At 49.1% G+C, this 24,656-nt stretch carries 21 protein-coding genes; 12 read left to right on the top strand and 9 right to left on the bottom strand.

Annotation, left to right across the window (positions count from 1 at the left end; translation table 11 throughout):
• Positions 1-210 precede the first annotated feature (210 nt).
• Positions 211-2,415, bottom strand: coding sequence for a primosomal protein N' (gene priA / locus MKA69_RS03400; protein ID WP_305847501.1), 2,205 nt, complete (start codon positions 2,413-2,415; stop codon positions 211-213).
• 254 nt (positions 2,416-2,669) lie between these two features.
• Between priA and rpmE the strand changes: the two genes are divergently transcribed.
• Complete coding sequence (rpmE, locus tag MKA69_RS03405; RefSeq protein WP_000643443.1) at positions 2,670-2,888, top strand: 50S ribosomal protein L31; 219 nt, start codon at positions 2,670-2,672, stop codon at positions 2,886-2,888.
• Positions 2,889-3,198: 310 nt separating this feature from the next.
• Positions 3,199-4,476, top strand: coding sequence for a malic enzyme-like NAD(P)-binding protein (locus tag MKA69_RS03410; protein ID WP_055029186.1), 1,278 nt, complete (start codon positions 3,199-3,201; stop codon positions 4,474-4,476).
• 82 nt (positions 4,477-4,558) lie between these two features.
• Here MKA69_RS03410 and metJ read toward each other — a convergent pair whose 3' ends face one another.
• Complete coding sequence (metJ, locus tag MKA69_RS03415; protein WP_000796267.1) at positions 4,559-4,876, bottom strand: met regulon transcriptional regulator MetJ; 318 nt, start codon at positions 4,874-4,876, stop codon at positions 4,559-4,561.
• Positions 4,877-5,143: 267 nt separating this feature from the next.
• Between metJ and MKA69_RS03420 the strand changes: the two genes are divergently transcribed.
• Together MKA69_RS03420 and MKA69_RS03425 are read left to right on the top strand one after the other, a co-directional pair.
• Positions 5,144-6,310 carry an O-succinylhomoserine (thiol)-lyase gene (locus MKA69_RS03420; RefSeq protein WP_305847502.1) on the top strand — a complete coding sequence of 389 codons (1,167 nt, stop codon included), beginning with the start codon at positions 5,144-5,146 and terminating at the stop codon, positions 6,308-6,310.
• A 12-nt stretch (positions 6,311-6,322) separates the two neighbouring features.
• A complete protein-coding gene (locus MKA69_RS03425) occupies positions 6,323-8,734 on the top strand; it encodes a bifunctional aspartate kinase/homoserine dehydrogenase II (protein WP_305847503.1) in 2,412 nt (803 codons plus the stop codon).
• 130 nt (positions 8,735-8,864) lie between these two features.
• Here the strand turns inward: MKA69_RS03425 and tnpA are convergent, their stop codons facing one another.
• Positions 8,865-9,323: an IS200/IS605 family transposase gene (gene tnpA / locus MKA69_RS03430; RefSeq protein WP_055027481.1), complete on the bottom strand. Its 459-nt coding sequence runs from the start codon at positions 9,321-9,323 to the stop codon at positions 8,865-8,867.
• A 408-nt stretch (positions 9,324-9,731) separates the two neighbouring features.
• On the opposite strand from tnpA, the gene metF reads away from it, so the two are divergent.
• Positions 9,732-10,619, top strand: a complete 888-nt coding sequence (gene metF, locus MKA69_RS03435) for a methylenetetrahydrofolate reductase (RefSeq protein ID WP_000542400.1) — start codon at positions 9,732-9,734, stop codon at positions 10,617-10,619.
• Positions 10,620-10,681: 62 nt separating this feature from the next.
• Here the strand turns inward: metF and zapB are convergent, their stop codons facing one another.
• A complete protein-coding gene (zapB, locus tag MKA69_RS03440; RefSeq protein WP_000007388.1) occupies positions 10,682-10,924 on the bottom strand; it encodes a cell division protein ZapB in 243 nt (80 codons plus the stop codon).
• Between the two features lie 320 nt (positions 10,925-11,244).
• Between zapB and glpX the strand changes: the two genes are divergently transcribed.
• Positions 11,245-12,252: a class II fructose-bisphosphatase gene (gene glpX / locus MKA69_RS03445; protein ID WP_305847504.1), complete on the top strand. Its 1,008-nt coding sequence runs from the start codon at positions 11,245-11,247 to the stop codon at positions 12,250-12,252.
• A 71-nt stretch (positions 12,253-12,323) separates the two neighbouring features.
• Here the strand turns inward: glpX and pfkA are convergent, their stop codons facing one another.
• The 3 genes from pfkA to MKA69_RS03460 all read right to left on the bottom strand — a co-directional run bounded on the left by pfkA (position 12,324) and on the right by MKA69_RS03460 (position 15,060).
• Entirely contained in the window at positions 12,324-13,286 is a 963-nt protein-coding gene (gene pfkA / locus MKA69_RS03450) for a 6-phosphofructokinase (RefSeq protein WP_000591797.1), read from the bottom strand.
• 261 nt (positions 13,287-13,547) lie between these two features.
• Positions 13,548-14,453, bottom strand: a complete 906-nt coding sequence (fieF, locus tag MKA69_RS03455; protein ID WP_009355365.1) for a CDF family cation-efflux transporter FieF — start codon at positions 14,451-14,453, stop codon at positions 13,548-13,550.
• Between the two features lie 106 nt (positions 14,454-14,559).
• Complete coding sequence (locus MKA69_RS03460) at positions 14,560-15,060, bottom strand: CpxP family protein (RefSeq protein WP_055027445.1); 501 nt, start codon at positions 15,058-15,060, stop codon at positions 14,560-14,562.
• Positions 15,061-15,246: 186 nt separating this feature from the next.
• On the opposite strand from MKA69_RS03460, the gene MKA69_RS03465 reads away from it, so the two are divergent.
• From MKA69_RS03465 to trmL, 3 genes are all read left to right on the top strand, one after another.
• Entirely contained in the window at positions 15,247-15,933 is a 687-nt protein-coding gene (locus tag MKA69_RS03465) for a response regulator (protein ID WP_000940147.1), read from the top strand.
• On the top strand, positions 15,933-17,321 hold the full coding sequence (gene cpxA / locus MKA69_RS03470) for an envelope stress sensor histidine kinase CpxA (protein WP_154139009.1): 1,389 nt from the start codon (positions 15,933-15,935) through the stop codon (positions 17,319-17,321). The genes MKA69_RS03465 and cpxA overlap by 1 nt, the downstream gene beginning before the upstream one ends.
• A gap of 90 nt (positions 17,322-17,411) precedes the next feature.
• Positions 17,412-17,888 (top strand): tRNA (uridine(34)/cytosine(34)/5-carboxymethylaminomethyluridine(34)-2'-O)-methyltransferase TrmL, encoded by a 477-nt coding sequence (trmL, locus tag MKA69_RS03475; protein WP_000459567.1) that lies wholly within the window; start codon positions 17,412-17,414, stop codon positions 17,886-17,888.
• Positions 17,889-17,910: 22 nt separating this feature from the next.
• Here the strand turns inward: trmL and MKA69_RS03480 are convergent, their stop codons facing one another.
• Both MKA69_RS03480 and MKA69_RS03485 read right to left on the bottom strand, forming a co-directional pair.
• Positions 17,911-18,396 (bottom strand): FxsA family protein, encoded by a 486-nt coding sequence (locus MKA69_RS03480; RefSeq protein WP_000483994.1) that lies wholly within the window; start codon positions 18,394-18,396, stop codon positions 17,911-17,913.
• Between the two features lie 91 nt (positions 18,397-18,487).
• On the bottom strand, positions 18,488-19,426 hold the full coding sequence (locus MKA69_RS03485) for a GGDEF domain-containing protein (RefSeq protein WP_000248219.1): 939 nt from the start codon (positions 19,424-19,426) through the stop codon (positions 18,488-18,490).
• A gap of 244 nt (positions 19,427-19,670) precedes the next feature.
• Between MKA69_RS03485 and aspA the strand changes: the two genes are divergently transcribed.
• The 3 genes from aspA (at position 19,671) to MKA69_RS03500 (ending at position 24,491) form a co-directional block, all read left to right on the top strand.
• Positions 19,671-21,122 (top strand): aspartate ammonia-lyase, encoded by a 1,452-nt coding sequence (aspA, locus tag MKA69_RS03490; RefSeq protein WP_000224047.1) that lies wholly within the window; start codon positions 19,671-19,673, stop codon positions 21,120-21,122.
• Positions 21,123-21,253: 131 nt separating this feature from the next.
• Entirely contained in the window at positions 21,254-22,561 is a 1,308-nt protein-coding gene (locus MKA69_RS03495; RefSeq protein WP_000638380.1) for an anaerobic C4-dicarboxylate transporter, read from the top strand.
• A gap of 121 nt (positions 22,562-22,682) precedes the next feature.
• Entirely contained in the window at positions 22,683-24,491 is a 1,809-nt protein-coding gene (locus MKA69_RS03500) for a protein-disulfide reductase DsbD (protein ID WP_305847505.1), read from the top strand.
• The last annotated feature ends 165 nt before the right edge of the window (positions 24,492-24,656 follow it).

A 24,656-nucleotide genomic window follows, 5' to 3' on the forward strand; every position in this document is an offset into this window, starting at 1 on the left:
CCATGCTGTCGATAGCACTGAGATCGATCACGTTTGGCTTAGCGAAAACGATTCACTGAGCAGATTTTACCGATAGTCTAAGGGATTCAGAACAGAAAGTTACGGCGAGATTAACAAATTTTGCATAGTCACCGTGACATCCATCACGATAATAAGCATTAATTTGCTGACAAAATTAACACACATTGACTTTCGTTGATGGCCGATAGGTTAACTCAGATCTTGCGGATCGATATCGATCGACCAGCGCACTTTATTGGCTAATGGCAGTTGTTGCAGCGCCGGACGCGCACTTTGCAAAATTTTCTGCATCAAGGTGCGGTTAGGCGTTTGCAACAAGAGTTGCCAACGGAATTTTCCCGCTCTTTTCGCGAGTGGCGCTGGCGTTGGGCCTAGCACCATACATTCACTGTCAAACCAAGGATTGCAGCGCAATGTTTCGCGCACTTGGCGCAGAAAGTCTTCCACTTGCCCGCTGTGATTGGCTTCCGCCCGAAATAAACTCAGGAAGGAATAAGGCGGCAGTTGAGCCAGTTTACGCTCTTCTAGCGCGGTTAAGGCAAAGTGGTGGTAGTCTTTGTGCAGCAAGGCTTGTAGCAAGCTGTGCTCCGGATGATGCGTTTGTAACACCACTTCGCCCGGTTTACTGGCTCGTCCTGCCCGCCCTGCCACTTGAATAAACAGCTGAGCTAAACGTTCAGCAGCGCGAAAATCACTGCTGTACAGTGAACCATCGACATCCAACAACGCGACTAAGGTGACATCGGGGAAGTGATGCCCTTTCGCGAGCATTTGCGTACCAATCAGAATCTGATATTCGCCTTTGCGAATCGCAGTTAATGCGGATTCCAAACTGCCCTTACGCCGTGTGCTGTCACGATCAATCCGTACCGATCGATACTCGGGGAATAAACTTTGCAATTGCGCTTCAAGCTGCTCAGTCCCCACGCCAACCGTTACCAACTGGGTTGAGCCACACCCTTTACATTGATGGAGAACAGGACGCTGTGAACCACAATGGTGGCAGCGCATTTCATTGCTATGTTGATGGTAGGTGTAATAGGCATCACAGCGCTGGCATTCCGCAATCCAGCCACACTCATGACACATCAACGCCGGAGAAAAACCGCGGCGGTTTAAAAACAGCATCACCTGATTGCCCGCCGATAAATGGCGGCGCATTTCTGCAATCAAAGGGGCAGACAGGCCACTTTCCAGATACAGCCCTTTCACATCCAGAGCGTGGTTACGCGTGGGTAGCGCATTACCGGCGCGCTGCGTCAGTTGCAAGTGATGGTATTTACCGCTGAGTGCATTATGCAAAGTCTCTAAGGCTGGCGTTGCCGAGCCAAGCACGATCGGAATGTTCTCCAAATGCGCGCGCATCACCGCGACATCGCGCGCGTGATAACGCAGGCTATCTTGCTGTTTGTAAGAGCCATCATGCTCTTCATCAACAATAATGATGCCGAGCTTGGCAAAGGGCGTGAGCAGCGCTGAGCGGGTACCAATCACGATGCCCGCCACTTTATCGCGTGCCGCCAACCAAGCATTGAGCCGTTCGGTATCATTAAGCGCCGAATGCATCACTTCCACTGATACATTAAAACGCTGACGGAAACGGTTGATGGTTTGTGGTGTCAAACCAATTTCAGGCACCAACACCAAGGCTTGCTCGCCGCGTGCTAGCACAGGCGTAATAAGGTTGAGGTATACCTCGGTTTTTCCAGAGCCCGTCACACCATCCAACAGAAAGCAGCCGAACCCTTGGTGGCTATTGACGGCGGCGATCGCAATTGCCTGTTCTTGATTGAGCTTAGGTTTATCCACTTTGGCTTCGAGCTCTTGCGGCCAAGGTCGTGCAATCGGCTTACGCTCTTCACACTCAATCCAGCCTTTCTCCACGAGGGCTTTGAGTGTTGCACTACTCACCTCTTCATCAAGTAAGGCTTGGTGAGATAAGGCACCCTGTTGCAGCAAATGAAGAACTTGGGCTTGTTTTACCGCACCACGCTTCACACCAAGCATGAGCTGATCTTGACCAAGCGCGGTCAAACGCCACTCTTTATGGCTAGTCAGTTCAGCGGCTTTGCCTTTGCGCAGAGCGCCGGGCAACGCATTCGCATAAGTCTCACCGAGCGGATAATGATAAAACTGACTACACCAGTGCAGCAGAGACTGAAGTTTATCTGGCCACACTGGTACTTCATCCAATACCGCTTGCAGTGATTTAAGCTGTTCGATAGGAAAATCAGATTGATGCGTGAGCGACTGGACGATACCCACCAAGGTTTGCCGCCCAAACGGCACTTGTACACGTCCACCCAGCACAGGAAATAGATGAGCAGGGATCAGATAGTCAAAGGACTTATCCAGAGGTACAGGCAGGCAAACTCGGGCAATGGTGGGGCGCATCAGGGTCCAAAACAGCGAAAAATCAAACGGATCACAGTCTACTGGAAGCGTAGCAGAAATTCGACCTGCGCTTTTGGTGAAATAATCAGCGAGATCGGTTGATCCGAACCCCGAGATTCATTAATATATCGCGCCTTACGGCATCCTAGAGGGTTGACCTCTCTGGATATGCAAAATCGTTATTTTTAACACTACGTGTGGTGTCCGACGACAATCGATTCGGATGGCGACACGGCCTAAATTGAGGTTATCCCATGAAAGCTGGTATCCACCCAGAATACAAAGCAGTAAACGCAACTTGTTCTTGCGGCAACTCTTTCGTTTTCAACTCTACTCTAGGTAAAGATTCAATGCACCTAGACGTATGTGACAAGTGCCACCCATTCTACTCTGGTAAGCAACGTATCGTTGACACCGGTGGTCGTGTTGAGCGCTTCAACAAGCGTTTCGGCGCACTGTCTGCGAAGAAGTAATTTCTGCTTTACGCAAGATTTTGAAAAAGGACGCTTCGGCGTCCTTTTTTCATATGTCGCATTCTGAAATGAGTGACAAGATTCATCGTCGTTATCAATACCCATTTCTTCACTCACTTATCTGCATATAAAACGCTTTTAAGCGGCACATTCTGGCTATTTCTTCTCCGCATTTCACATTTTCACTGGTCTTATCAGCAAGATCTTCGCTTTTTTTGTACCCTTTGCTCAGTGTCTAACCTAGGCAGCTTGCAAGACATACATTAGAATTTGTGACCTTTCCCATAAATAACTATAAGAGAACAGCCCTATGTCCGATGACAATCACCTCACCCCAACACCGGAAGAACAGTTTCGCCAACGTGCTCTCGATTACCATGCTTACCCAACCGCGGGAAAAATTGGTATCGCACTGACCAAACCTGCAGACTCCGCCGCCGATCTTGCGCTGGCTTACAGCCCAGGCGTAGCAGAACCGGTTCGTGAAATCGCACAAAACGTGGAAAATGTGTACAAGTACACCGCGAAAGGTAACACCGTTGCAGTCATTTCTAACGGTACCGCTATTTTGGGGCTGGGCAATTTAGGACCAATGGCCTCCAAGCCTGTCATGGAAGGGAAAGCGCTGCTGTTTAAACGCTTTGCAGGACTGGATTCGATTGATATTGAAGTCAAACACCGCACCATCGATGAATTTGTCGATACGGTAGCGAACATCGCGGATACTTTCGGTGGCATCAACTTAGAAGACATCAAAGCGCCAGACTGCTTTGAAATTGAACGCCGCCTGATTGAACGTTGTGATGTGCCTGTGTTCCACGATGACCAACACGGCACCGCGATTGTGACCGCTGCGGGTATGCTCAACGCATTAGAGCTGCAAGGTAAACAACTGAAAGACTGTATGATCGTCTGTCTTGGGGCGGGTGCCGCTGCGGTAGCGTGTATGGAACTATTGATCAAATGCGGTGCAATGCGTGAGAAAATCTACATGCTGGATCGCAAAGGCGTGATCCACACTCGCCGTGATGATCTGAACGAATACAAACAGCTGTTTGCCAACAACACCGACAAACGCACGCTGGAAGATGTGATTGCCGGTGCCGATCTGTTCTTGGGCGTTTCTGGCCCGAACCTACTGCCAGCCGACGCACTCAAACTGATGGCCGACAAACCAGTGGTGTTTGCCTGTTCCAACCCCGATCCAGAAATCAAACCGGAAATTGCCCATCAAGTCCGCAATGACATGATCATGGGTACTGGTCGCAGCGACTATCCAAACCAAGTTAATAACGTTCTCTGCTTCCCATTTATTTTCCGCGGTGCGCTGGATGTTCGCGCCAGTGAAATCAACGATCAGATGAAACTCGCCGCCGTAGAAGCGATTCGTCAATTAGCCAAAGAGCCCGTACCGGCAGAAGTTTTGGCCGCAGCGGGAGTGGATAAGCTCAGTTTCGGTATTGAGTACATCATTCCAAAACCAATGGACCCACGCTTATTGCCACGTGTAGCGCGTGCGGTGGCGGAAGCCGCGGTGGAATCGGGTGTGGCTCGTATTCCAATGCCAGAAAACTATATGCAGGCGTAATCTGTTTGCATGGATAGCAAAAAGCCCCTCGCACGAGGGGCTTTTTTATGAGCTTAATCTTTCACTTAGCCAATGTCGCTAGCTACTCATCGTAAGATTCGAACTCAATCCCCATTTCGGTCATCAAACGTTTGGCTTCGGCAGGAATATCATCAGGGCGATCTTTACGCAGGTCTTCGTCCGTCGGCAGCGGCTGGCCAGTATAAGCATGCAAGAAGGCCTCACACAGCAATTCACTGTTGGTTGCGTGACGTAAGTTATTGACTTGACGGCGTGTTCTCTCATCCGTTAGCACTTTGAGAACTTTTAGCGGAATGGATACCGTGATTTTTTTTACCAACTCGCTCTTTTTCCCATGCTCTGCATAGGGGCTGATGTATTCGCCATTCCAGTCTGCCATTGCGCACCTTCGTTATTGTGGTTCGAATCGAAATTTCAAAGGCCCTAATTTTAGCGGGATTTACTGCCATAAGCAAAGACATATAGACGTCTAGAAGTGTTGACGTCTTTATTTAACATCAGTAAAGTGTCGAGTAATTTATGGGCAACGGATAAACCTCATCCCCCAGTTAGGGAAAGTTGCGATGCGACAACCGACACTGCAGCTTAAAGCAGGAAAGGTATATGATGATGCTCTCTAGGACAGAATAGCCAGCAAGGAAACTCCATGACCACACGCAAGCCAGCCACCATTGCGGTTCGTACCGGGATTGAATCGGACACTCAATACCATGCCGTTGTACCACCGATTTATCTTTCGACCAACTATGGTTTTCCCGCCTTTGGTGAAGTGCCAAAATACGATTACACCCGCTCAGGCAACCCTAACCGTGGTCTATTAGAGCAAACCCTGTATGAGCTTGAATGTGGTGAAGGTGCGGTGGTGACCAACTGCGGTACTTCGGCCATCAATTTGTGGGTCACCGCGCTGTTAGGCCCTAACGATCTGATTGTGGCACCACACGACTGCTACGGCGGCACTTATCGCTTGCTCAACACGCGCGCTAAAAAAGGCGACTTCAACGTACAGTTTGTGGATCAATCCAACGAAGAGGCTCTCACCCAAGCTTTAGCCCGCAAACCCAAGCTGTTACTGATTGAGACCCCATCCAACCCTTTAGTGCGTGTGGTGGACATCGCTCATCTTTGTCAGTTAGCGAAAGCACAAGGTACTTTGGTGGCTGTAGATAACACCTTTTTGACACCAGTATTCCAAAAGCCGCTCACCTTAGGTGCAGATTTTGTGCTGCACTCCACCACCAAATACATTAATGGTCACTCGGATGTGATTGGCGGCGTGTTGATCTGTAAACACAAGCAACATGCCGAAGAACTCGCTTGGTGGGGTAACTGCTTAGGTTCAACCGGCACTCCATTTGATAGCTACATGACCTTGCGTGGCATTCGCACGCTGGGCGCGCGGATGCGCGTGCATGAAGAGAGTGCACAGCAGATGTTGGCCTATCTGCAGACTCAATCATTGGTTGGCAAAATTTACCATCCAAGTCTGCCCGACCATCCGGGTCATGAGATTGCCAAAAAACAGCAATCGGGCTTTGGCGCGATGCTCAGTTTCGAGTTTGCCGGTAGTTTTGAGCAGCTGAAATTCTTTGTGGGCAAGTTGGCGCTATTCTCACTCGCCGAATCGCTCGGTGGGGTAGAAAGCCTGATCTGTCACCCCGCCTCCATGACTCATCGTGCAATGGGTGAAGCAGCGCTCGCTGAAGCTGGGGTATCACAACAGTTGCTGCGTCTTTCCGTCGGTCTTGAAGATGCCTCTGATCTCATTGCCGACCTTGACCAAGCCTTTCAACAAACTCTTGCCGCGTATTAAGGAGGCCAGTGAATGACTCACGCTCGTCAACTGCACAAATTTGGTGGTAGTAGCCTTGCCGATCCAGAGTGTTATCTGCGTGTCGCGAAAATTCTTAAAAGTTATTCCAAGAGTGATGATTTGGTGGTGGTTTCTGCGGCTGGCAAAACCACGAACCGTTTGATCAGTTTTGTCGAAGCACTCAGTAAAGATGGTCGCGTTGCCCATGAAACCTTACATGCGCTGCGCCAATATCAGTCTGAATTGATTACTAAGCTACTCAACAACGAAGCGGCTGAACCACTACTTAGCCAACTGCAACAAGAGATCAGCGTGTTAGGCGAGCTCACGGCTCCTCTTAGTAACGCACAATACGCTTGGGTTTTAGGACATGGCGAGCAATGGTCGGCTCGTTTACTTGCCGCATTACTGAATCAGCAAGATTTACCGGCCGTCGCGCAAGATGCGCGTGCATTCTTACGTGCCGAAGCGGGCACACAACCGGAAGTGGATCGCGCGCGCTCTTACCCGCTACTGAAAGCCGTGTTGGCACAACATAGCCAACGCCGAATCGTCATCACCGGTTTTATGGCACAAAACGAACAGGGCGATACTGTCCTGCTCGGTCGTAACGGCTCTGATTATTCTGCCACCGTGATTGGCGCACTGGCTGAAGTGTCACGCGTGACCATTTGGAGTGATGTGGCTGGCGTGTACAGCGCCGATCCACGCGTTGTCAGTGATGCCTGTTTACTGCCACTGCTGAGACTTGATGAGGCCAATGAGCTAGCACGCTTAGCCGCCCCCGTGCTACATAGCCGCACACTACAACCTGTCGCGCAAAGCACCATGGAGCTTCACTTGCGTTGCAGCCACCAGCCGGAATCGGGTTCTACTCGCATTGAGCGGGTACTGGCTTCTGGTCGCGGCGCGAAAATCATTACTTCACTCGATGATGTGCTGCTAATTGAGCTAAGTTTTGCCCATCACCATGATTTCCAACGCTTGCAAGAAGATGTGTTACAGCATTTGCAGCGCGTGCAACTGCAACCTCTGACTTACGAAGCGCAGCCAGATCAATACCGCTTACACTTAGCTTACACAGCAGAAATCGCACCCGGAGCATTTTCTGCCCTGCAAGATGCTGCTTTTGAAGCCGAAATCAAGCTCAAAGAAGGCTATGACCTGATTGCCGCGGTTGGTGCCGGCGTCACCAAAAACCCGAACCACTGCTATGGTTTCTACCAACAACTGAATGCTTTGCCGGTCGAATTTATCAGCGCCTCGGAATCAAGCCTCAGTTTAGTCGCCATACTGCGCCAAACCCCAATCAATTCATTGGTGAATGGTATCCACAAACAGTTATTCCAAGCCCAAAAACGCGTGGCGATTGCACTGTGTGGCAAAGGCAATATCGGTTCAAGTTGGCTCAAACTGTTTGCTGAACAAAAAGAGAAATTGGAGCAACGCCACGGCATGAATTTTGAGTTGGTTGCAGTAGTCGATAGCCAAACCTACTGGTTTAATGAGCAAGGCATTAATCCAAACCAAGTTGCTACTCATTTCCAAGATGAAGCACAGCCACATCAAGAACAAAGCTGGCTGAAAAAGCTTGGCGCGTTGGACGGCTACGATGAAGGTGTTGTCATTGATGTCACAGCCAGTGAAGAACTAGCCCAGCAGTATCTTGAGATTGCCGAACAAGGTTTGCACCTCATTTCGGCCAATAAAGTGGCTGGCTCTGCTGCGGGGAATTATTACTATCAAGTTAAAGATGCCTTTCACAAAATTGGCCGCCACTGGCTGTATAACGCCACAGTGGGCGCAGGCTTGCCAATTAACCATACGGTGCGTGACCTACGAGAAAGTGGTGATGACATCATGGCACTTTCGGGCATTTTCTCTGGCACACTTTCATGGCTGTTCCAGCAATACGACGGCAGCTTACCGTTCAGTGAACTGGTTGATTTAGCTTGGCAACAAGGTTTGACTGAACCCGATCCACGTTGCGATCTGGATGGCTCTGATGTAATGCGTAAATTGGTGATCTTGGCCCGTGAGTCTGGTCTTGAGATCGAACCGCACAACGTAAAAGTAGAGTCCCTCGTCCCTGCGGAGCTACGCTCCGTATCACTGGATGATTTTCTCGACAACAGCAAACTGCTCAACGAGCAGCTCGCTGAGCGCCTCGCCCGTGCTCAGAAACAAGGCAAGGTACTGCGCTACGTAGCAAGATTGGAGAAAAATGGCAAAGCCAGCGTTGGCGTTGAAGCGCTAGAGCAAGACCATCCACTGGCTAACTTACTGCCGTGTGACAACATCTTTGCCATCGAGAGCAAATGGTATCGTGATAACCCACTGGTGATCCGTGGCCCCGGCGCAGGGCGTGAAGTCACAGCCGGTGCGATTCAGTCCGATTTGAATCTGCTCGCGAGCCTACTCTAGCCCTCACGTTCAGTCCCCTAAAAAAAAATATCCTCCGGCATAGCCGGAGGTTTTTCATATGCGCCTATAAGGCTTTCTTACAAGCAGCACCCTAACAGGCGCATTACGATCTGACATTTGCATATGACGATTAATTACGGCCCGTAAACGGGCTTCCTGCATATGGGATCGACAATTGCTCTCCCATTTTATCCTGCTCCAACTGATGCTTTATGTAGTTCTGTATCTTGGTCGTATTTTTACCAACCGTATCTACATAATACCCTCGGCACCAAAATTCCCGATTCCGATATTTAAATTTCAAATCTCCGAATCGTTCATAAAGCATTAGGCTACTTTTACCTTTCAAGTATCCCATAAAAGCTGAAACGCTCATTTTCGGCGGAATTTCTAAAAGCATGTGGATATGATCCGAACAGCACTCTGCTTCAAGAATGTTCACATTTTTCCATTCACATAGTTTCCTCAATATTTCTCCCACTGCTCTACGTTTTTCTCCGTAGAACACCTGACGTCGATATTTCGGTGCAAAGACTATGTGGTATTTACAGTTCCAGCGCGTGTGCGCTAAGCTCTTTTCGTCCCCCATTGGGACCCCCTTTCAATTTCTGTTTAACTCTCGCAGTTGCCAGACCGCAAGAGTGTTTTAACAAATTGAAAGGGGCTTTATAACTGACTTATAGCTGAAAGCTTTACGGAACCCCCAGCCTAGCTGGGGGTTTTCTCTATACAACAAAGCTCGCCGAAATGGCGAGCTTTTGCATCGATCTTCTATACTTTCTTGCATTAAAAGTATCATCTTCTATTGATTGGCTTTTTGAACCACACATAGCACTCAATTACTTTTTCAAGCTTGAATCTGCTTCACGATCAACATGAGTAATCTTCATAATGGTGAGGTTGACATCAAAGCGCATTCACGACATTCTACAGCCATATAGACGTCTAAACGTCAATTCGGATTCAGGCAGTGACACTCAGTCACAGGGAGTACAAGATGGGATACACACACGCTAGCCATATCGATGCATTGAACCAAAACATTGCAGAGCTTTCCGACATCAATGTTTCGTTTGAGTTTTTTCCACCCAGTTCTCCTCAAATGGAAGAGACGCTGTGGAACTCCGTTCATCGCCTGAAGACTCTCCAACCCAAATTTGTCTCGGTGACTTATGGTGCCAACTCTGGCGAGCGTGATCGTACTCACTCGATCATTAAAGCCATCAAAGACCAAACCGGTTTAATTGCCGCGCCACACCTGACTTGTATTGATGCCACTCGTGATGAGCTGATCCAGATCGCCGATGACTACTGGAATAATGGCATCCAGAATATTGTGGCGCTGCGTGGTGACATTCCTGCTGGTGGCGGTAAGCCAGACATGTACGCCTCCGATCTGGTGACGCTGCTCAAATCCCGTCACGATTTTGATATTTCGGTTGCAGCATTCCCCGAAGTACACCCAGAAGCCAAAAGCGCACAAGCGGATCTGCTCAATTTAAAACGTAAAGTCGATGCGGGTGCGAATCGTGCTATCACTCAGTTTTTCTTTGATGTCGAAAGTTACCTGCGTTTTCGCGATCGCTGTGTTGCAGCTGGGATTGACGTAGAAATCGTTCCTGGAATTTTGCCGGTGTCTAACTTTAAACAAGCGTCGCGCTTTGCTGCGCAAAACAACGTGAAAGTTCCGAATTGGATGGTGAAGCAGTTTGAAGGGTTGGATGAGGATCCGGTGACTCGTCAATTGGTAGGAGCAAGCCAAGCGATCGATATGGTGCGCGTGCTGTGCCGTGAAGGCGTGAAAGATTTCCACTTCTACACACTCAACCGTGCCGAAATGACTTACGCGTTATGTCACACCTTGGGCGTTCGACCACAAGTTTAAGCGAAAACGCCTCGCCACGATCAAAAACGCCGACATCACTGTCGGCGTTTTCATGAGGAGAATTACTCCACGTCTTCCATTTTGCCTAGCAGGCTACGGATGCGTTCTTGCCATGCCGCATGCTCTTGCTGAACTTGCTGTGCACGTTGCTCAAGTGCCTCACGCGCTTCACGCAGCTCTTGTGCTTCATTTTGCAGTTGTTGTTTTTCTTCTTTCAGCTCTTCAACTTCCATTTGCAGCAATGCAATAGTGTCTACTGCGGTTTGAATTTTCGCTTCCAGTTTCTCTAATACTTCAAAAGACATGACGTTTTACCCTTGTTGATTCGGTTGAGGTGAAGTGGACTTCACTGATTGAGTTCATTCTACTCAGCCCTGTGCACAGAAACACGCCCTAAGTTCGATCTTTTTCGCTATTCGGTTAAAAAAACCGCGCAATTTGACGCAAGCTTAACTTAACTGACCGTCACGCCCGCTGGCTAAGTGCATTTACCAGCAAACATCGGCTTTTCTTGCGCGTTTTTGATCAAAGGCAAAGGCGAATCGCCGCAAAAGGCAAACGTTTACTTGGGAGTGTGGTAGAATGCCGCGCAAAATTTCTCTCTTGGGTTTGGAGCAAAGCAAACATGAAACGCGATTTAGCAATGGCTTTTTCCCGCGTCACCGAAGGTGCCGCACTCGCAGGCTATAAATGGTTAGGACGTGGTGATAAAAATGCCGCTGATGGTGCTGCGGTAGAAGTGATGCGCATCCTGCTCAACCAAACGGAGATCAGCGGTGAAATTGTGATTGGTGAAGGCGAGATCGATGAAGCGCCTATGTTGTACATTGGCGAGCAAGTCGGTCTGGGGGGCGATGCGGTTGATATTGCGGTCGACCCTATCGAAGGCACTCGCATGACCGCCATGGGACAATCTAACGCGTTAGCCGTGCTTGCGGCCGGCGAAAAAGGCAGTTTCTTAAAAGCCCCTGATATGTACATGGAAAAATTGGTGGTCGGCCCCGGTGCAAAAGGCTGTATCGATCTGCATTTACCACTGAAAGATAACCTAAACAATGTCGCCAAAGCACTCGGTAAACCATTAACCGATTTAGTGGTGATCACGCTTGCCAAACCACGCCACGATGACGTCATCGCCGAGATGCAACAAATGGGCGTGCGTGTGTTTGCGGTGCCGGATGGCGATGTGGCAGCTTCGATTCTGACCTGTATGCCCGATAGCGAAGTAGACATGATGTACTGCATTGGCGGCGCGCCAGAAGGTGTGGTGTCTGCAGCGGTGATCCGCGCACTGGATGGTGATATGCAAGGTCGCCTGCTGCCTCGTCACCAAGTCAAAGGTGATACGGAAGATAACCGTATTTGGGGCGCCAAAGAGCTTGAACGTTGCCAACAAATGGGTGTTGAGGCAAACAAAGTGCTGAAGATGGAAGACATGGCACGCAGTGATAACGTGATTTTTGCCGCCACCGGCATCACCAAGGGTGATCTACTTGATGGCATCAGCCGCAAGGGCAATATCGCGACCACCGAAACGCTGCTGATCCGTGGCCGCTGCCGTACGATCCGCCGCATCCGCTCCATTCACTATTTAGAGCGCAAAGATCCACAAGTGCGAGACATCATTCTCTAACTAAGATTTCCGCGCATAAAAAAGACCGCCAAGGCGGTCTTTTTTGTCTCTGGATACAAAGCGGAGTGTGCTTAGAACAGCTCTTCTGCCACTTTGAACAGATCAGTACGCACAGGACGCTTCATGTTCTCAATCGCATCAATGATGTCGTGGTGAACCAGTTGCTCTTTCTGGATACCCACACAACGACCACCGTGACCTTCCATCAATAGATGCACTGCGTAGTTACCCATGCGTGATGCCAGTACGCGGTCAAATGCGGTTGGTTTACCACCACGTTGGATGTGGCCTAATACGGTTGCGCGCGTTTCACGACCTGTCGCCGCTTCAATCTCTTTCGCCAGCTTGTTGGCATCCATCATCAGCTCAGTCAGCGCGATGATCGCATGCTTTTTGCCTTTGGTGATGCCGTCTTTGATGTTAGAGATCAACTGTTCCATATTCAGACCTGTTTCTGGCGTGATGATGTATTCACAGCCACCCGCAATCGCAGAAGTCAGCGTCAAGTCACCACAGTGACGACCCATGATTTCAACGATAGAGATACGTTGGTGTGAAGAAGAAGTATCACGCAGACGGTCAATCGCTTCGATAACCGTGTTCAGAGCAGTCAAATAGCCGATGGTGTAATCGGTACCCGCGATATCGTTATCGATGGTGCCTGGCAGACCGATACATGGGAAACCCATTTCAGTCAGCTTTTTTGCCCCCATGTAAGAGCCGTCACCGCCGATCACAACCAGCGCTTCAATGCCGTGTTTTTTCAGGTTTTCAATCGCTTTCTCACGAACTTCTACTTCGCGAAATTGTGGGAAACGTGCAGAGCCTAAAAAAGTACCGCCACGGTTGATCACGTCAGACACGCTTGAACGGTCTAGTTGCTTGATACGATCTTCGTACAGACCTTGGTAACCGTCATAAATACCAAACACTTCTAGACCTGCGCCGAGTGCCGTACGCACTACACCACGAATAGCCGCGTTCATACCTGGGGCATCGCCACCACTCGTCAAAACACCGATTTTTTTAATCATGCTCACCCTCGAACTTTGCGAATCGAATATCAATTTCTACGCCGTCTGGTTTGTAGGAACCAGACAGAAAAATTCAAAAACTGTGCGTAATGTTACCTTTCCCGATTAGGAATACTACTGTTATTTGCACTAAATTCTGTAAGTTTTCTACTTATGTAAGAGTATTACAGTTTTGTACTGACCCAGTGTTGATTCATGTCAGGATTGGCGTTTTTTTGTTAACTTGGGGAAAAGATAGCCAAACTGACTTCTTTTGTCGCCTCACCATTGAGATTTTTGTCGCTGTTCTGCCTCAAGTACCACGGAATGGGGATCTTGATGAATCAAAACATCCGCGCCTTTAAAGGCATCACACAGCTTATCCTCAACCCGATCCGAAATATGATGCGCTTCGAGCAATGAAATGTTGTCATCCAATTCCAAATGAAGTTGGATGAATCTTACCGGCCCTGACATTCGCGTCCGTAATTGATGCATCCCAATCACCCCTTCTACGCTCAGACAGATCGCGAGGATCTGCTCCAACTCTTCATCGGGTAATTTACGGTCGAGCAGCGTCTGCACCGCATCATGCACCATTTTAAAGGCGCTCAGTAAGATATAGAGGCCGATGCCGATCGCAAATATCGCATCCGCTTGACCAAAGCCCCACCAGCTTAATCCTAGTGCCACCATGATTGCCGCGTTCATCAGTAGATCCGATTGATAGTGAAGTGAATCGGCCGCAATCGCCTGACTGCCAGTTTTTTTCACCACATGACGTTGGAATAACACCAAGCCAAAAGTCACCACCATCGCCAACGCACTGACATAAATGCCTAGCTCAGGTGCATTCAGTTCATGTGGGCGGAAGAAACGATCGACACCATTAAGGATCAGAAAACAAGCGGAGCCAGAGATAAACATGGCTTGAGCGAGTGCGGCCAGTGATTCCGCTTTGCCATGTCCAAAAGCATGCTCCTGATCAGCAGGTTGCAGAGCAAAACGCAATACGATGAGATTAACCACAGAGGCGGCAATATCCAGCACCGAGTCGATTAAGGAAGCCAATAAGCTGACCGAACCTGTCACCCACCACGCAACCACTTTCACCACCAGTAGCAGCGTCGCGACTGACGTTGCCGTCCATGCTGCCATGGTGACTAAACGGGCGTATTCCTTTTTCATCGCCTCACCAATTCATTAAGTTAAAGAAGCCCGAGTATATAACCGAGATGCAAAAAACCACAAGGCAGCGCGAGGCTACCTTGTGGTGATGGAATGGGCGATGCCCTTATTGATGACGAGGCTTACCTTTACCGTGAGAACCGTCCATCATGCATTGATCCATTTGTGCCTGTTGCAGGGTCTGCAATTTGGCTTTCTGCTCCGCGGTCAAAATACTCATCATTTGATGGCGTTTTTCCATCATTTTTACGCGGTGAGTCACTTGTTGATCCACCATCTGTTTTGCAAGGTTTTCGGCGGCAGCCTGATCAAAATCGGCGGCTAACACCAGAGCACGCTCTTGTGAATGTAGTGCTTTCATCGCATCACGATTTTGTCCACGATTAGCGCGCATTTCTTCACGGTTCGCCTCACGCATATCTTTCAGCTGAGCCTGCTGTTCCGACGTTAAATCGAGCTGTTTCCAGATCCCGCGCTCGCCTTTACCACCACAAGAGCCATCCCCTTCCTTATCCCAACCATGACCACCAAAGGCAAACGCAGCGGTCGTACCCAAAGTAAGTGGAAGCATAGCGGCGGCTAAAATCATTTTTTTGGCAAGTTTCATAATTCGTTCCTCTACATGACGTTATGGATTACATGGCTGTTCTGCAGCGCTTGAACATAGATTACGACTTGCAAGGTCAAGTGACGTATAGGGAGCGTAAAGAATCGTAAAGAGCTGATTGCTCACTGACTGCGGTACTTTTTTCACGGTAAACTGAAGGCAATTAAGCAAATCTACGAGGCAGCTATGGCACATATCCTTTTGATCGATGATGACACTGAACTGACCAGCCTATTAACGGAAGTTTTACAGTATGAAGGCTTTGATATTTCTGAAGCCAATGACGGTGAAGCAGGATTGGCGGCGGTCAGCGATGAGGTCGATCTGATCCTCCTTGATGTGATGATGCCCAAGCTCAATGGTATGGAGACCTTAAAGCGCCTGCGTGAAAAATGGGCAACTCCGGTTTTGATGCTGACCGCCAAAGGCGAGGAGATCGATCGCGTGATTGGCCTAGAGTTGGGCGCAGATGATTACCTCCCCAAACCCTTTAGTGATCGAGAGCTGCTGGCGCGTATTCGGGCTATTTTACGTCGCACGCAAAATGCGCTTCCCCCTAAAAACTCAGACGTCATCGAATGTCAGGATCTCCAAGTCTATCCTGGCAAGCAAGAAGCCTACTGTCAGGGGCAATTGCTCGACCTCACCACCACTGAATTTGCACTACTGACCCATTTTGTGCAGTCACCGGGAGAAACACTCACCAAAGAGATGCTCAGTGTAGAAGTGTTAGGCAAACGCCTTGCTGCGTTTGATCGCGCCATTGATATGCATGTCTCTAACCTGCGCAAAAAACTGCCAGAGCGGCAGGATGGTAAAGCCCGCATCAAAACCTTGCGTGGCCGCGGCTATTTAATGGTTCAGGAGGAGTGATGCGCCTACCGAAACTCAATAACCTGTATGGGCGAATTTTTGCGATTTTCTGGTTTACCATGCTGTTGGTCTTGTTCGCAGTACTCACCCTACCACACCTTGACCCACGTAAATCGCGCGATCTGTCACCAGAGGCATACCAACGCCTGCTAGAAAGCAAAGCACGTTTTGAATCGGAGTACCAAAACACCACCGAGTTAGGCAAAATTCTCTATCAGCTAGAAGGTCGAGGTATGTCGAAGCGTGAACATGATGGCCGACCACAATTTTTTGTGACTGATTTGGAAGGCAATGTGCTGACTTCCTCCAAGCATGCTGATTTTCGCCTAAAAGCCCTGCAAAACTTCTCTTCCAGCATTGAATCGATCGAAAAACCACAGCAACGACTCTATGGCCGCTATATGCTGGCGGGCCCTGTTCCCATTACGTTGGCCAAACAAGATTTACTGCTATACGTCGGGATGCGTTGGGATGAACCGCCACCCTTTTTGTTGCGCCTATTCGATAAGCCATTCCAACTGCTGTTGGCAATCATGCTGGTCAGCACTCCCTTGTTATTGTGGCTCGCTTGGGCATTGAGTAAGCCAGCACAAAATCTTGCACAAGCCGCGCAGCGCGTCGCGCGTGGGGAGTTTGTGCATGACCCGAAATTAGAACGCGGTACCGCTGAATTTCAGCAGGCAGGTCGCAGCTTTAACCAAATGGTGGATGCCGTAAATCAAATGGTTTCAGGGCAACAGCGGCTGCTCTCCGATATCTCACACGAACTACGCTCACCGTTGACTCGCCTGCGCATGGCCAATGCATTAGCGATGCGCAAACAAGGCAGCAGCAGCGAGTTAGAACGGATTGATACCGAAGCACAGCGTTTGGAACAGATGATCGGTGATCTACTCGCGCTCTCTCGCATGCAAACCAACAGCCACCTGATGCGTGAAGTACAGCCACTCAGCAGCCTATGGGAAGAACTGCTTAAAGATGCCGAGTTTGAAGCAGAACAAATGGACAAAACGCTGACTTTTGAAGCGATTCCAGAACGCAACATCAACGGGACTCCGAAGCTGCTCATGAGTGCACTAGAAAATGTGGTGCGAAACGCCATTCACTATGGACAACAACGAATCCACGTGGCGTTTATCGTGCAAGATAACCAACTCACCGTTAGTGTGGATGATGATGGAGAAGGCGTACCGGACGAACAATTAACGGACATTTTCCGCCCATTTTATCGAGTTTCTACCGCGCGAGATCGGCACAGCGGCGGTACTGGGTTAGGGCTCGCCATCACTGAAAGTGCGATTCGCCAGCACAGCGGCACCATCAGCGCAACACGCAGTGGTTTAGGTGGCTTACGCGTGTCCTTCACTTTACCTTTGCAGGCGGCGTAAGCATTTTGTGCCCCCCGATTGACCAATCGCTGCAACTCACCACAGAAGGGGCTATACTCGCCCCTTCTTTGCATTCACTGAACGTCGGTTATGTTTGATATTGCTCTCTACGAACCAGAAATCGCCCCCAACACGGGCAACATTATTCGTTTATGTGCCAACTGTGGCGCAAACTTGCACCTGATCGAACCATTGGGATTTGATCTGGAAGAGAAAAAAGTGCGTCGTGCAGGGTTGGATTACCATGACTTAGCGCGTGTAACACGCCATAAAGATTACGCGGCGTTTATCGACTATTTACAGCGCGAACGCGAGACTTTCCGCTTATTTGCTTGCACCACCAAAACCACACAACACCATGTAGATGCCCAATTTCAACAAGGCGATGTACTGATGTTTGGCCCAGAAACTCGCGGTTTACCGGCCGAGCTGATTGCCAGTTTGCCTGCCGAGCAGCGCATTCGCATCCCGATGATGCCGGAAGCACGCAGCCTTAACCTTTCCAATGCCGTTGCAATTATTGCTTTTGAGGCGTGGCGTCAAATGGGGTTTGATGGCGCAATCTAATGCGCCATTAATAGAGATAGCTTTACTTTAAACGGTGCTGATCTTGATCGTCTTTACGCTCAAATTCACCGTCATAGGTGCTGCCATTCGGGTTTGAATGATCGCGGAAGGAATTCGCCTGTTCAAAATTTTGCCCACGAGTGTGAAGACTGCTTACCACCACACGGCTCATGACATACTTGGCTAGCCAAGCCCTTGGTGCTGGCAGCAAAATCAGCATGCCCATCATGTCGGTTAAAAAGCCGGGAGTCAGTAACAGCACGCCCGCAACGGCAAGCATCACCCCTTCTAAAATCTGCTGTGCAGGCAGTTGGCCTTGCGCCAAACGCTGTTGCACAGTCAGTAACGTTTGCAAACCTTGGCTGCGCACTAGGGATGCACCCATCACCGCCGTCAGCAACACTAAAGCGATGGTTGGCCACAGGCCGAGCACACCCCCAACCTGAATGAACAACGCAATTTCAATCACTGGGACTGCAATAAATAAAAACAATAATATCGGGAACACAATGCCTCCTTGGTTTTGGTCACGTTAACCACAACCGAGATGGCTGACAAGTCACCCTGAGATAAAACCCACCCCAACGAGCACTTTTTGTTTACCGATCGGCAATCACCCGATTGCGCCCCAAGCGTTTCGCCGACAGCAGCGCTTGATCAGCAGTTTGTAACAAATTATCCCAATTGTTGCTCGTCATCGCTCCCACCGTACACCCAGCACTGAGTGTTAAAGCAATCTGCTGTCCTTGCCACATCAAGGTATTACTCTCCACATAGCGTCGTATCGTTTCCGCCAAGCCAATGACATTAGCCATTTCATCGCATTCAAAGCAGACCAAAAACTCTTCGCCCCCCCAACGCACACAACACGAAAGCGAGGGTAAGTTTTGTTCCAATAACCCCGCAATTTGGCGTAGCACATAATCTCCTGCGGGGTGACCATAGGTATCGTTGATCTGCTTAAAATGGTCGATGTCGAATATGATCATCCCCAATCGCGTCTCAGGTACCAATGGTTCACACCAAGTATAAAAGCCTCGACGATTTTTCAATTGGGTCAATGGATCAATCTGTGATTGACGCTCGGCTTCAGCGATCGAGGTTTTATAGTCATGAATATTGCGAAAGGTAATGATATGCAGATCGTCACGGCAGGCCGGTTCGATTTGTGCTGAGACGGAAAACCAGCGCTGCACCCCATCGGCGCACATGATCAAAGCCGGCATCTGCGCGACATCTTCGCCTTGCGCTCGCGCCTCATCGACCGTCTTCTGCCATTGAGCAATAATCTCCTGTCGATAGGCTATTTGTGGGTAAGCCTTTTCAAACCAAGTTGCAATATCGGGGATTTGTGCAATGGAATACCCCAGCTCTTTCACAAAGGCTTTATTAAAATGCATATGTTCACGCTCACCTTGTCCGAGCGCGGAAGATTTAGAAATAATGATCGGCAACGGAATTACATCCAGTATGCGGCTGACATATCCTTGTAGATCTTGGTCCGACAACAATCTTGCTGAATCGGCACTATTCACCATAAATCAGATCCTTTTTATACCGCCTTCTCTCTTTATATAGCTATAGATAAAACTCTCAGCAAATTTTCCATCAAATTGTATTAAAAGGTGATCCAGTTACTATTTTTAATATGCATTTACAGTATTATGTGCTTCGCAAGTCAGGACGGATTTCCAGCCAAAAACTCTGACGAATGGATTCTTAAATTACAGAAATGGCTATTAATTTAGTTTTTTACCAGAATAATTATCTAAGGATCCCCATATGGCTACCCTATCTGAAGCGCCTAAAACAGCGACTCCGGCTACCCGCATTGAAGAAGATCTGTTAGGTCAACGTCACGTTCCTGCTGATGCTTACTACGGTATTCATACCCTTCGCGCTGTCGAAAACTTCAACATCTCTAACGTTACGATCTCTGACGTACCTGAATTTGTACGCGGCATGATTATGACCAAAAAAGCGGCGACTTTGGCGAACAAAGAGCTGGGCGTAATTCCAAAAGATGTGGCGAACTACATCCTTCAAGCGTGTGATTTGATTCTTGAAACAGGTAAGTGCATGGATCAATTCCCGTCAGATGTATTCCAAGGCGGTGCAGGCACTTCGGTGAACATGAACACCAACGAAGTGATTGCTAACGTTGCACTCGAGCTGATGGGCAAAGAAAAAGGTCAATACGAGTTCATCAACCCGAATGACCACGTGAACAAAAGCCAATCAACCAACTGTGCTTACCCAACGGGTTTCCGCATCGCGGTTTACAACAGCATCCTGAAAGTGATCGATGCGATTGAATACCTGAAAGGCGCATTCGAACTTAAAGCGGTTGAGTACAAAAACATCCTAAAAATGGGTCGTACTCAGTTGCAAGACGCAGTACCGATGACCGTAGGTCAAGAATTCCACGCATGGGCTGTGACTCTGAATGAAGAGATCCGTGCTCTGCAATACACTTCAAAACTGCTTTTGGAAGTGAACTTGGGCGCAACAGCGATCGGTACTGGCCTGAACGCAGCACCTGGTTACCAAGAACTCGCGGTAAAATATCTAGCGCAAGTGACTGGCCTAGAAACAGTACCAGCTGAAGATCTGATCGAAGCCACCTCTGACTGTGGTGCTTACGTGATGACGCACGGTGCTCTGAAGCGTCTAGCAATGAAGATGTCTAAGATCTGTAACGATCTACGCCTGCTCTCTTCTGGTCCTCGCGCAGGTCTGAACGAAATCAACTTGCCTGAACTACAAGCAGGTTCTTCTATTATGCCGGCGAAAGTAAACCCAGTTATCCCAGAAGTGGTTAACCAAGTTTGCTTTAAAGTGTTCGGTAACGACAACACAATCACTTTCGCTGCAGAAGCAGGTCAACTGCAATTGAACGTGATGGAGCCAGTGATTGCTCAAGCAATGTTTGAGTCTATCTCTCTGCTGACTAACGCGTGTGTGAACCTACGTGACAAGTGCATTGATGGCATCACCGTGAACAAAGAAATCTGCGAAAACTTCGTTTTCAACTCTATCGGTATCGTAACTTATCTGAACCCATACATTGGCCACCATGAAGGTGACATTGTCGGTAAGATCTGTGCCGAAACGGGTAAGAGCGTACGTGAAGTAGTACTTGAGCGCGGCTTGCTCACTGAAGAGCAGCTTGATGACATCTTCTCTGTTGAGAACCTGATGCATCCTCAATACAAAGCGAAACGTTACGAGTAATCGCGCTGTGAAAGCCCCCTTATTTGGGGGCTTTTCTCATAGCACTCAACTTAGATGGTGAAAACATTATTTGAACGCTCGTAGTGTGAGTGTTGAGATAATTTTTTCATCTTTAACATGAGGTAATCATTATGATTTGGGTCGAACTGGCTATTGTTCTCCTCTTCATCTTCCTGGGCGCACGGATTGGCGGTATCGGCATTGGTTTTGCCGGTGGTGCCGGTGTGATCGCCTTGTCATTAATCCTTGGTGTACCGACTAAACAAGCCTTTATTCCTGTCGATGTGATTTTGATCATCATGTCAGTCATCACAGCTATCGCGGCGATGCAGGTGGCGGGGGGCATGGACTGGCTGGTACAACTGGCAGAAAACTTCCTACGTAAACATCCGGAAAGAATCACCTTCTATGCCCCTATTGTCACTTTCCTGATGACGCTGATGGCGGGTACGGGTCACACGGCATTCTCAACCTTGCCAGTGATCGCCGAAGTGGCCAAAGGTCAAGGTGTACGTCCTTCACGTCCACTGTCGATTGCTGTTGTGGCTTCACAAATTGCCATTACCGCATCACCGATTTCTGCGGCCGTCGTTGCCTTTGCCGCGATGTTGGTGCCGTTTGGTGTGGATTACTTAACGCTGCTGGCGATCTGTATCCCAACCACCTTTGCTGCTTGTATGGTCGGTGCGTTTGTTTCTAACTTTATGGGTAGCGAACTGAAAGACGACCCGATTTATCAAGAGCGTCTGGAACAAGGTTTGATCAAACTGGCGGGGACACAAAAGCGTGAAATTCTGCCAACCGCGAAAACCGCGACTTACGTATTCCTCACCGCGATCATTCTGGTGGTGTGCTACGCCGCGGCGATTTCAAGCTCAGTAGGTTTAATTGAAAACCCTGCACTTGGCCGTAACGAAGCCATCATGACGTTCATGCTAGCCGCCGCAGCGGGTATTGTGATGCTGACCAAAATTGATGCAGCCAAAATTCCAGCCGCTTCCACTTTCCGTTCAGGTATGACAGCCTGTGTCTGCGTACTGGGTGTAGCTTGGCTTGGTTCAACATTTGTTAACGCGCACGTCGATGGCATTAAAGAAGTGGCTGGTACTCTACTGGCTGACTACCCATGGATGCTGGCGCTAGTGCTGTTCTTTGCATCTATGTTGCTTTACTCACAAGGTGCAACAACGGTTGCACTGATGCCTGCAGCTCTTGCAATTGGTGTGGCACCTCTGACTGCGGTCGCCTCTTTTGCGGCGGTCAGTGCACTGTTCGTACTGCCAACTTATCCAACTTTGTTGGCGGCGGTGGAGATGGATGACACAGGCTCAACGCGTATTGGGAAATATGTGTTTAACCATCCGTTCTTTATTCCGGGTGTCGCCACCATCGCCAGTGCAGTAGCCTTTGGCTTTGCATTCGGCAGCCTATTTATCTAAGGATAAAGTGCAAAAGTCTGGGAGCTTCGGCTCCCTTTTTTATTGTTGTGAAACTTATTGGCGCATCCTAAGGTCTGATTGGGTTACTATGACAACCAAATGATTGATAACGATTTGACCCATGCGCACACTGTTACTTTGCTTTTCATTGCTGCTCGCCCTGCTTACTCAACCCGCTTGGGCGCTGTTTGGTAATAACGCCTCGAACAACACTTCCAGTTTTGCCTCAAACCAAAACCGTTTTGTTCCGGTCGATGAAGCATTTCCGTTTAATACGTTCCAGCAAGACTCCACCTTGTTTATCGATTGGCAAGTCAAAGAGGGGTACTACCTCTATCAAGACCGGATCAGCATCAGTGCTGAAAATCTTGAGATCGGTGAGTACTCACTGACCGAAGGTGAGCCTTATCACGATGAGTTTTTTGGTGATGTGAAAATCTACACGACACCGTTATCTGTCCCGCTGCCTCTTACGGCTTTCCAAAGCGGTGCCAAGGTGATCGTTCAATATCAGGGTTGCGCAAAGGCTGGGTTTTGTTACCCACCCGAAACCCGAGTGATCAATATCGCTCCATTTAGTGGAAACTCTAATAGTCAGACCTCTGACTCAAACCATTCAAAAACGCTCAGCACCAGTAACATTGCACCGACGACGAACATTTCTTCCCCCGTTTCAGCCCAAGATTCGCTGGCCAACAAACTGGCGCAAAATTGGTGGACGCCACTGCTGTTTTTAGCACTTGGGGTTGGCCTCGCTTTCACTCCTTGTGTGCTGCCGATGTATCCAATTTTAACCAGTATCGTACTTGGTGGCGCCAAGCTCACCCAACGCCGCGCGCTACTGCTCAGTGTGATTTACGTACAAGGCATGGCACTCACTTATACCTTACTTGGGTTAGTGGTCGCTTCGGCTGGTTTGCAGTTTCAAGCAGCACTACAACACCCTTATGTGCTGATTGGGTTGAGTGTGCTGTTCATCGCCTTAGCTCTTTCCATGTTTGGCTTGTACAGCATACAACTGCCTAGCAGCCTACAGACTCGGCTCAATGCTCTGAGTAATGCCCAACAGGGCGGCAGCCTTCCCGGCGTGTTTGCTATGGGCGTAATCTCAGGCTTGGTCTGCTCGCCTTGCACCACTGCGCCACTTTCTGGCGCACTGCTTTATGTGGCACAAAGCGGCGATCTGCTCACTGGCGGCATCGCTCTGTATGCACTGGCAATGGGTATGGGCATTCCACTGATTTTGGTCGCGGTGTTTGGCAACAAATTGCTGCCAAAAGCCGGCAACTGGATGGAACGGGTGAAAACCCTGTTTGGTTTTGTACTGCTCGCGGCGCCTATTTTTCTGCTTGAGCGCATTGTGCCTGAGTTTTGGTCCAGTGTGCTGTGGTCGGCACTCGGTTTAGCGGCATTTGGCTGGTTATACCATGTGAAAAATAGCCTCCCGTTTGGTGGTTGGAAGCAGAGCTTGATTGGCATTATCGCGATTTTAGGGTTATTGGCTTCCGCGCAACCTGCGCTCAACCACTGGTTTGCCCCAACCCAAACGACCGAGCAGGTCAAACAGATCGCGTTTACTCGCATCGCCAACTTAAGCGAGCTACAAACTGCTCTGGCACAAGCCAAAGCGCAAGGTAAACCTGTGATGCTCGATTTCTACGCGGATTGGTGCGTGGCATGTAAAGAGTTTGAGAAATACACCTTTCACGCTAAGCGAGTCGAAAACAAGCTCAGCGGCTTTGTTCTACTGCAAGCGGATGTCACTAAAAATCAGCCGCAGGATATTGAGTTACTCAAGGCGCTGAATGTGCTCGGTTTGCCAACCATTGAGTTTTGGAACGCGCAAGGCGAGCCCGTACCCAATGCCCGCATTACCGGTTTTATGGCGGAGCAACCGTTTCTCGACCATCTCACACAACAGGGTTTATAAGTTGCAGCCCCATTCGCACGGTGATGGGGCGACTCAACAGGAATCGTGCTCGCTATTCAAACCTATGCATTTAAAAAGGGATACAGTTCAGACTTTTAGTGGGTAAAGATTGTTCGCTGACCTAAAGCGAACAATAATTTGTTTAACTGTTTGGTAACCTGTTGT

The organism is Vibrio sp. AH4 (assembly GCF_030710545.1).
Classification (GTDB): domain Bacteria; phylum Pseudomonadota; class Gammaproteobacteria; order Enterobacterales; family Vibrionaceae; genus Vibrio; species Vibrio metoecus.

What these genes read in the sequence shown, in the direction of transcription:
- aspA (WP_000224047.1), top strand. Translation starts at nt 19,671, where the DNA reads ATGGCTACCCTATCTGAAGCGCCTAAAACAGCGACTCCGGCTACCCGC.
- MKA69_RS03495 (WP_000638380.1), top strand. Translation starts at nt 21,254, where the DNA reads ATGATTTGGGTCGAACTGGCTATTGTTCTCCTCTTCATCTTCCTGGGC.
- tnpA (WP_055027481.1), bottom strand. Translation starts at nt 9,323, where the DNA reads ATGGGGGACGAAAAGAGCTTAGCGCACACGCGCTGGAACTGTAAATAC.
- fieF (WP_009355365.1), bottom strand. Translation starts at nt 14,453, where the DNA reads ATGAAAAAGGAATACGCCCGTTTAGTCACCATGGCAGCATGGACGGCA.
- MKA69_RS03425 (WP_305847503.1), top strand. Translation starts at nt 6,323, where the DNA reads ATGACTCACGCTCGTCAACTGCACAAATTTGGTGGTAGTAGCCTTGCC.
- metF (WP_000542400.1), top strand. Translation starts at nt 9,732, where the DNA reads ATGGGATACACACACGCTAGCCATATCGATGCATTGAACCAAAACATT.
- priA (WP_305847501.1), bottom strand. Translation starts at nt 2,415, where the DNA reads ATGCGCCCCACCATTGCCCGAGTTTGCCTGCCTGTACCTCTGGATAAG.
- zapB (WP_000007388.1), bottom strand. Translation starts at nt 10,924, where the DNA reads ATGTCTTTTGAAGTATTAGAGAAACTGGAAGCGAAAATTCAAACCGCA.
- MKA69_RS03465 (WP_000940147.1), top strand. Translation starts at nt 15,247, where the DNA reads ATGGCACATATCCTTTTGATCGATGATGACACTGAACTGACCAGCCTA.
- metJ (WP_000796267.1), bottom strand. Translation starts at nt 4,876, where the DNA reads ATGGCAGACTGGAATGGCGAATACATCAGCCCCTATGCAGAGCATGGG.
- MKA69_RS03500 (WP_305847505.1), top strand. Translation starts at nt 22,683, where the DNA reads ATGCGCACACTGTTACTTTGCTTTTCATTGCTGCTCGCCCTGCTTACT.
- MKA69_RS03410 (WP_055029186.1), top strand. Translation starts at nt 3,199, where the DNA reads ATGTCCGATGACAATCACCTCACCCCAACACCGGAAGAACAGTTTCGC.
- rpmE (WP_000643443.1), top strand. Translation starts at nt 2,670, where the DNA reads ATGAAAGCTGGTATCCACCCAGAATACAAAGCAGTAAACGCAACTTGT.
- MKA69_RS03420 (WP_305847502.1), top strand. Translation starts at nt 5,144, where the DNA reads ATGACCACACGCAAGCCAGCCACCATTGCGGTTCGTACCGGGATTGAA.
- cpxA (WP_154139009.1), top strand. Translation starts at nt 15,933, where the DNA reads ATGCGCCTACCGAAACTCAATAACCTGTATGGGCGAATTTTTGCGATT.
- MKA69_RS03485 (WP_000248219.1), bottom strand. Translation starts at nt 19,426, where the DNA reads ATGGTGAATAGTGCCGATTCAGCAAGATTGTTGTCGGACCAAGATCTA.
- pfkA (WP_000591797.1), bottom strand. Translation starts at nt 13,286, where the DNA reads ATGATTAAAAAAATCGGTGTTTTGACGAGTGGTGGCGATGCCCCAGGT.
- trmL (WP_000459567.1), top strand. Translation starts at nt 17,412, where the DNA reads ATGTTTGATATTGCTCTCTACGAACCAGAAATCGCCCCCAACACGGGC.
- glpX (WP_305847504.1), top strand. Translation starts at nt 11,245, where the DNA reads ATGAAACGCGATTTAGCAATGGCTTTTTCCCGCGTCACCGAAGGTGCC.
- MKA69_RS03460 (WP_055027445.1), bottom strand. Translation starts at nt 15,060, where the DNA reads ATGAAACTTGCCAAAAAAATGATTTTAGCCGCCGCTATGCTTCCACTT.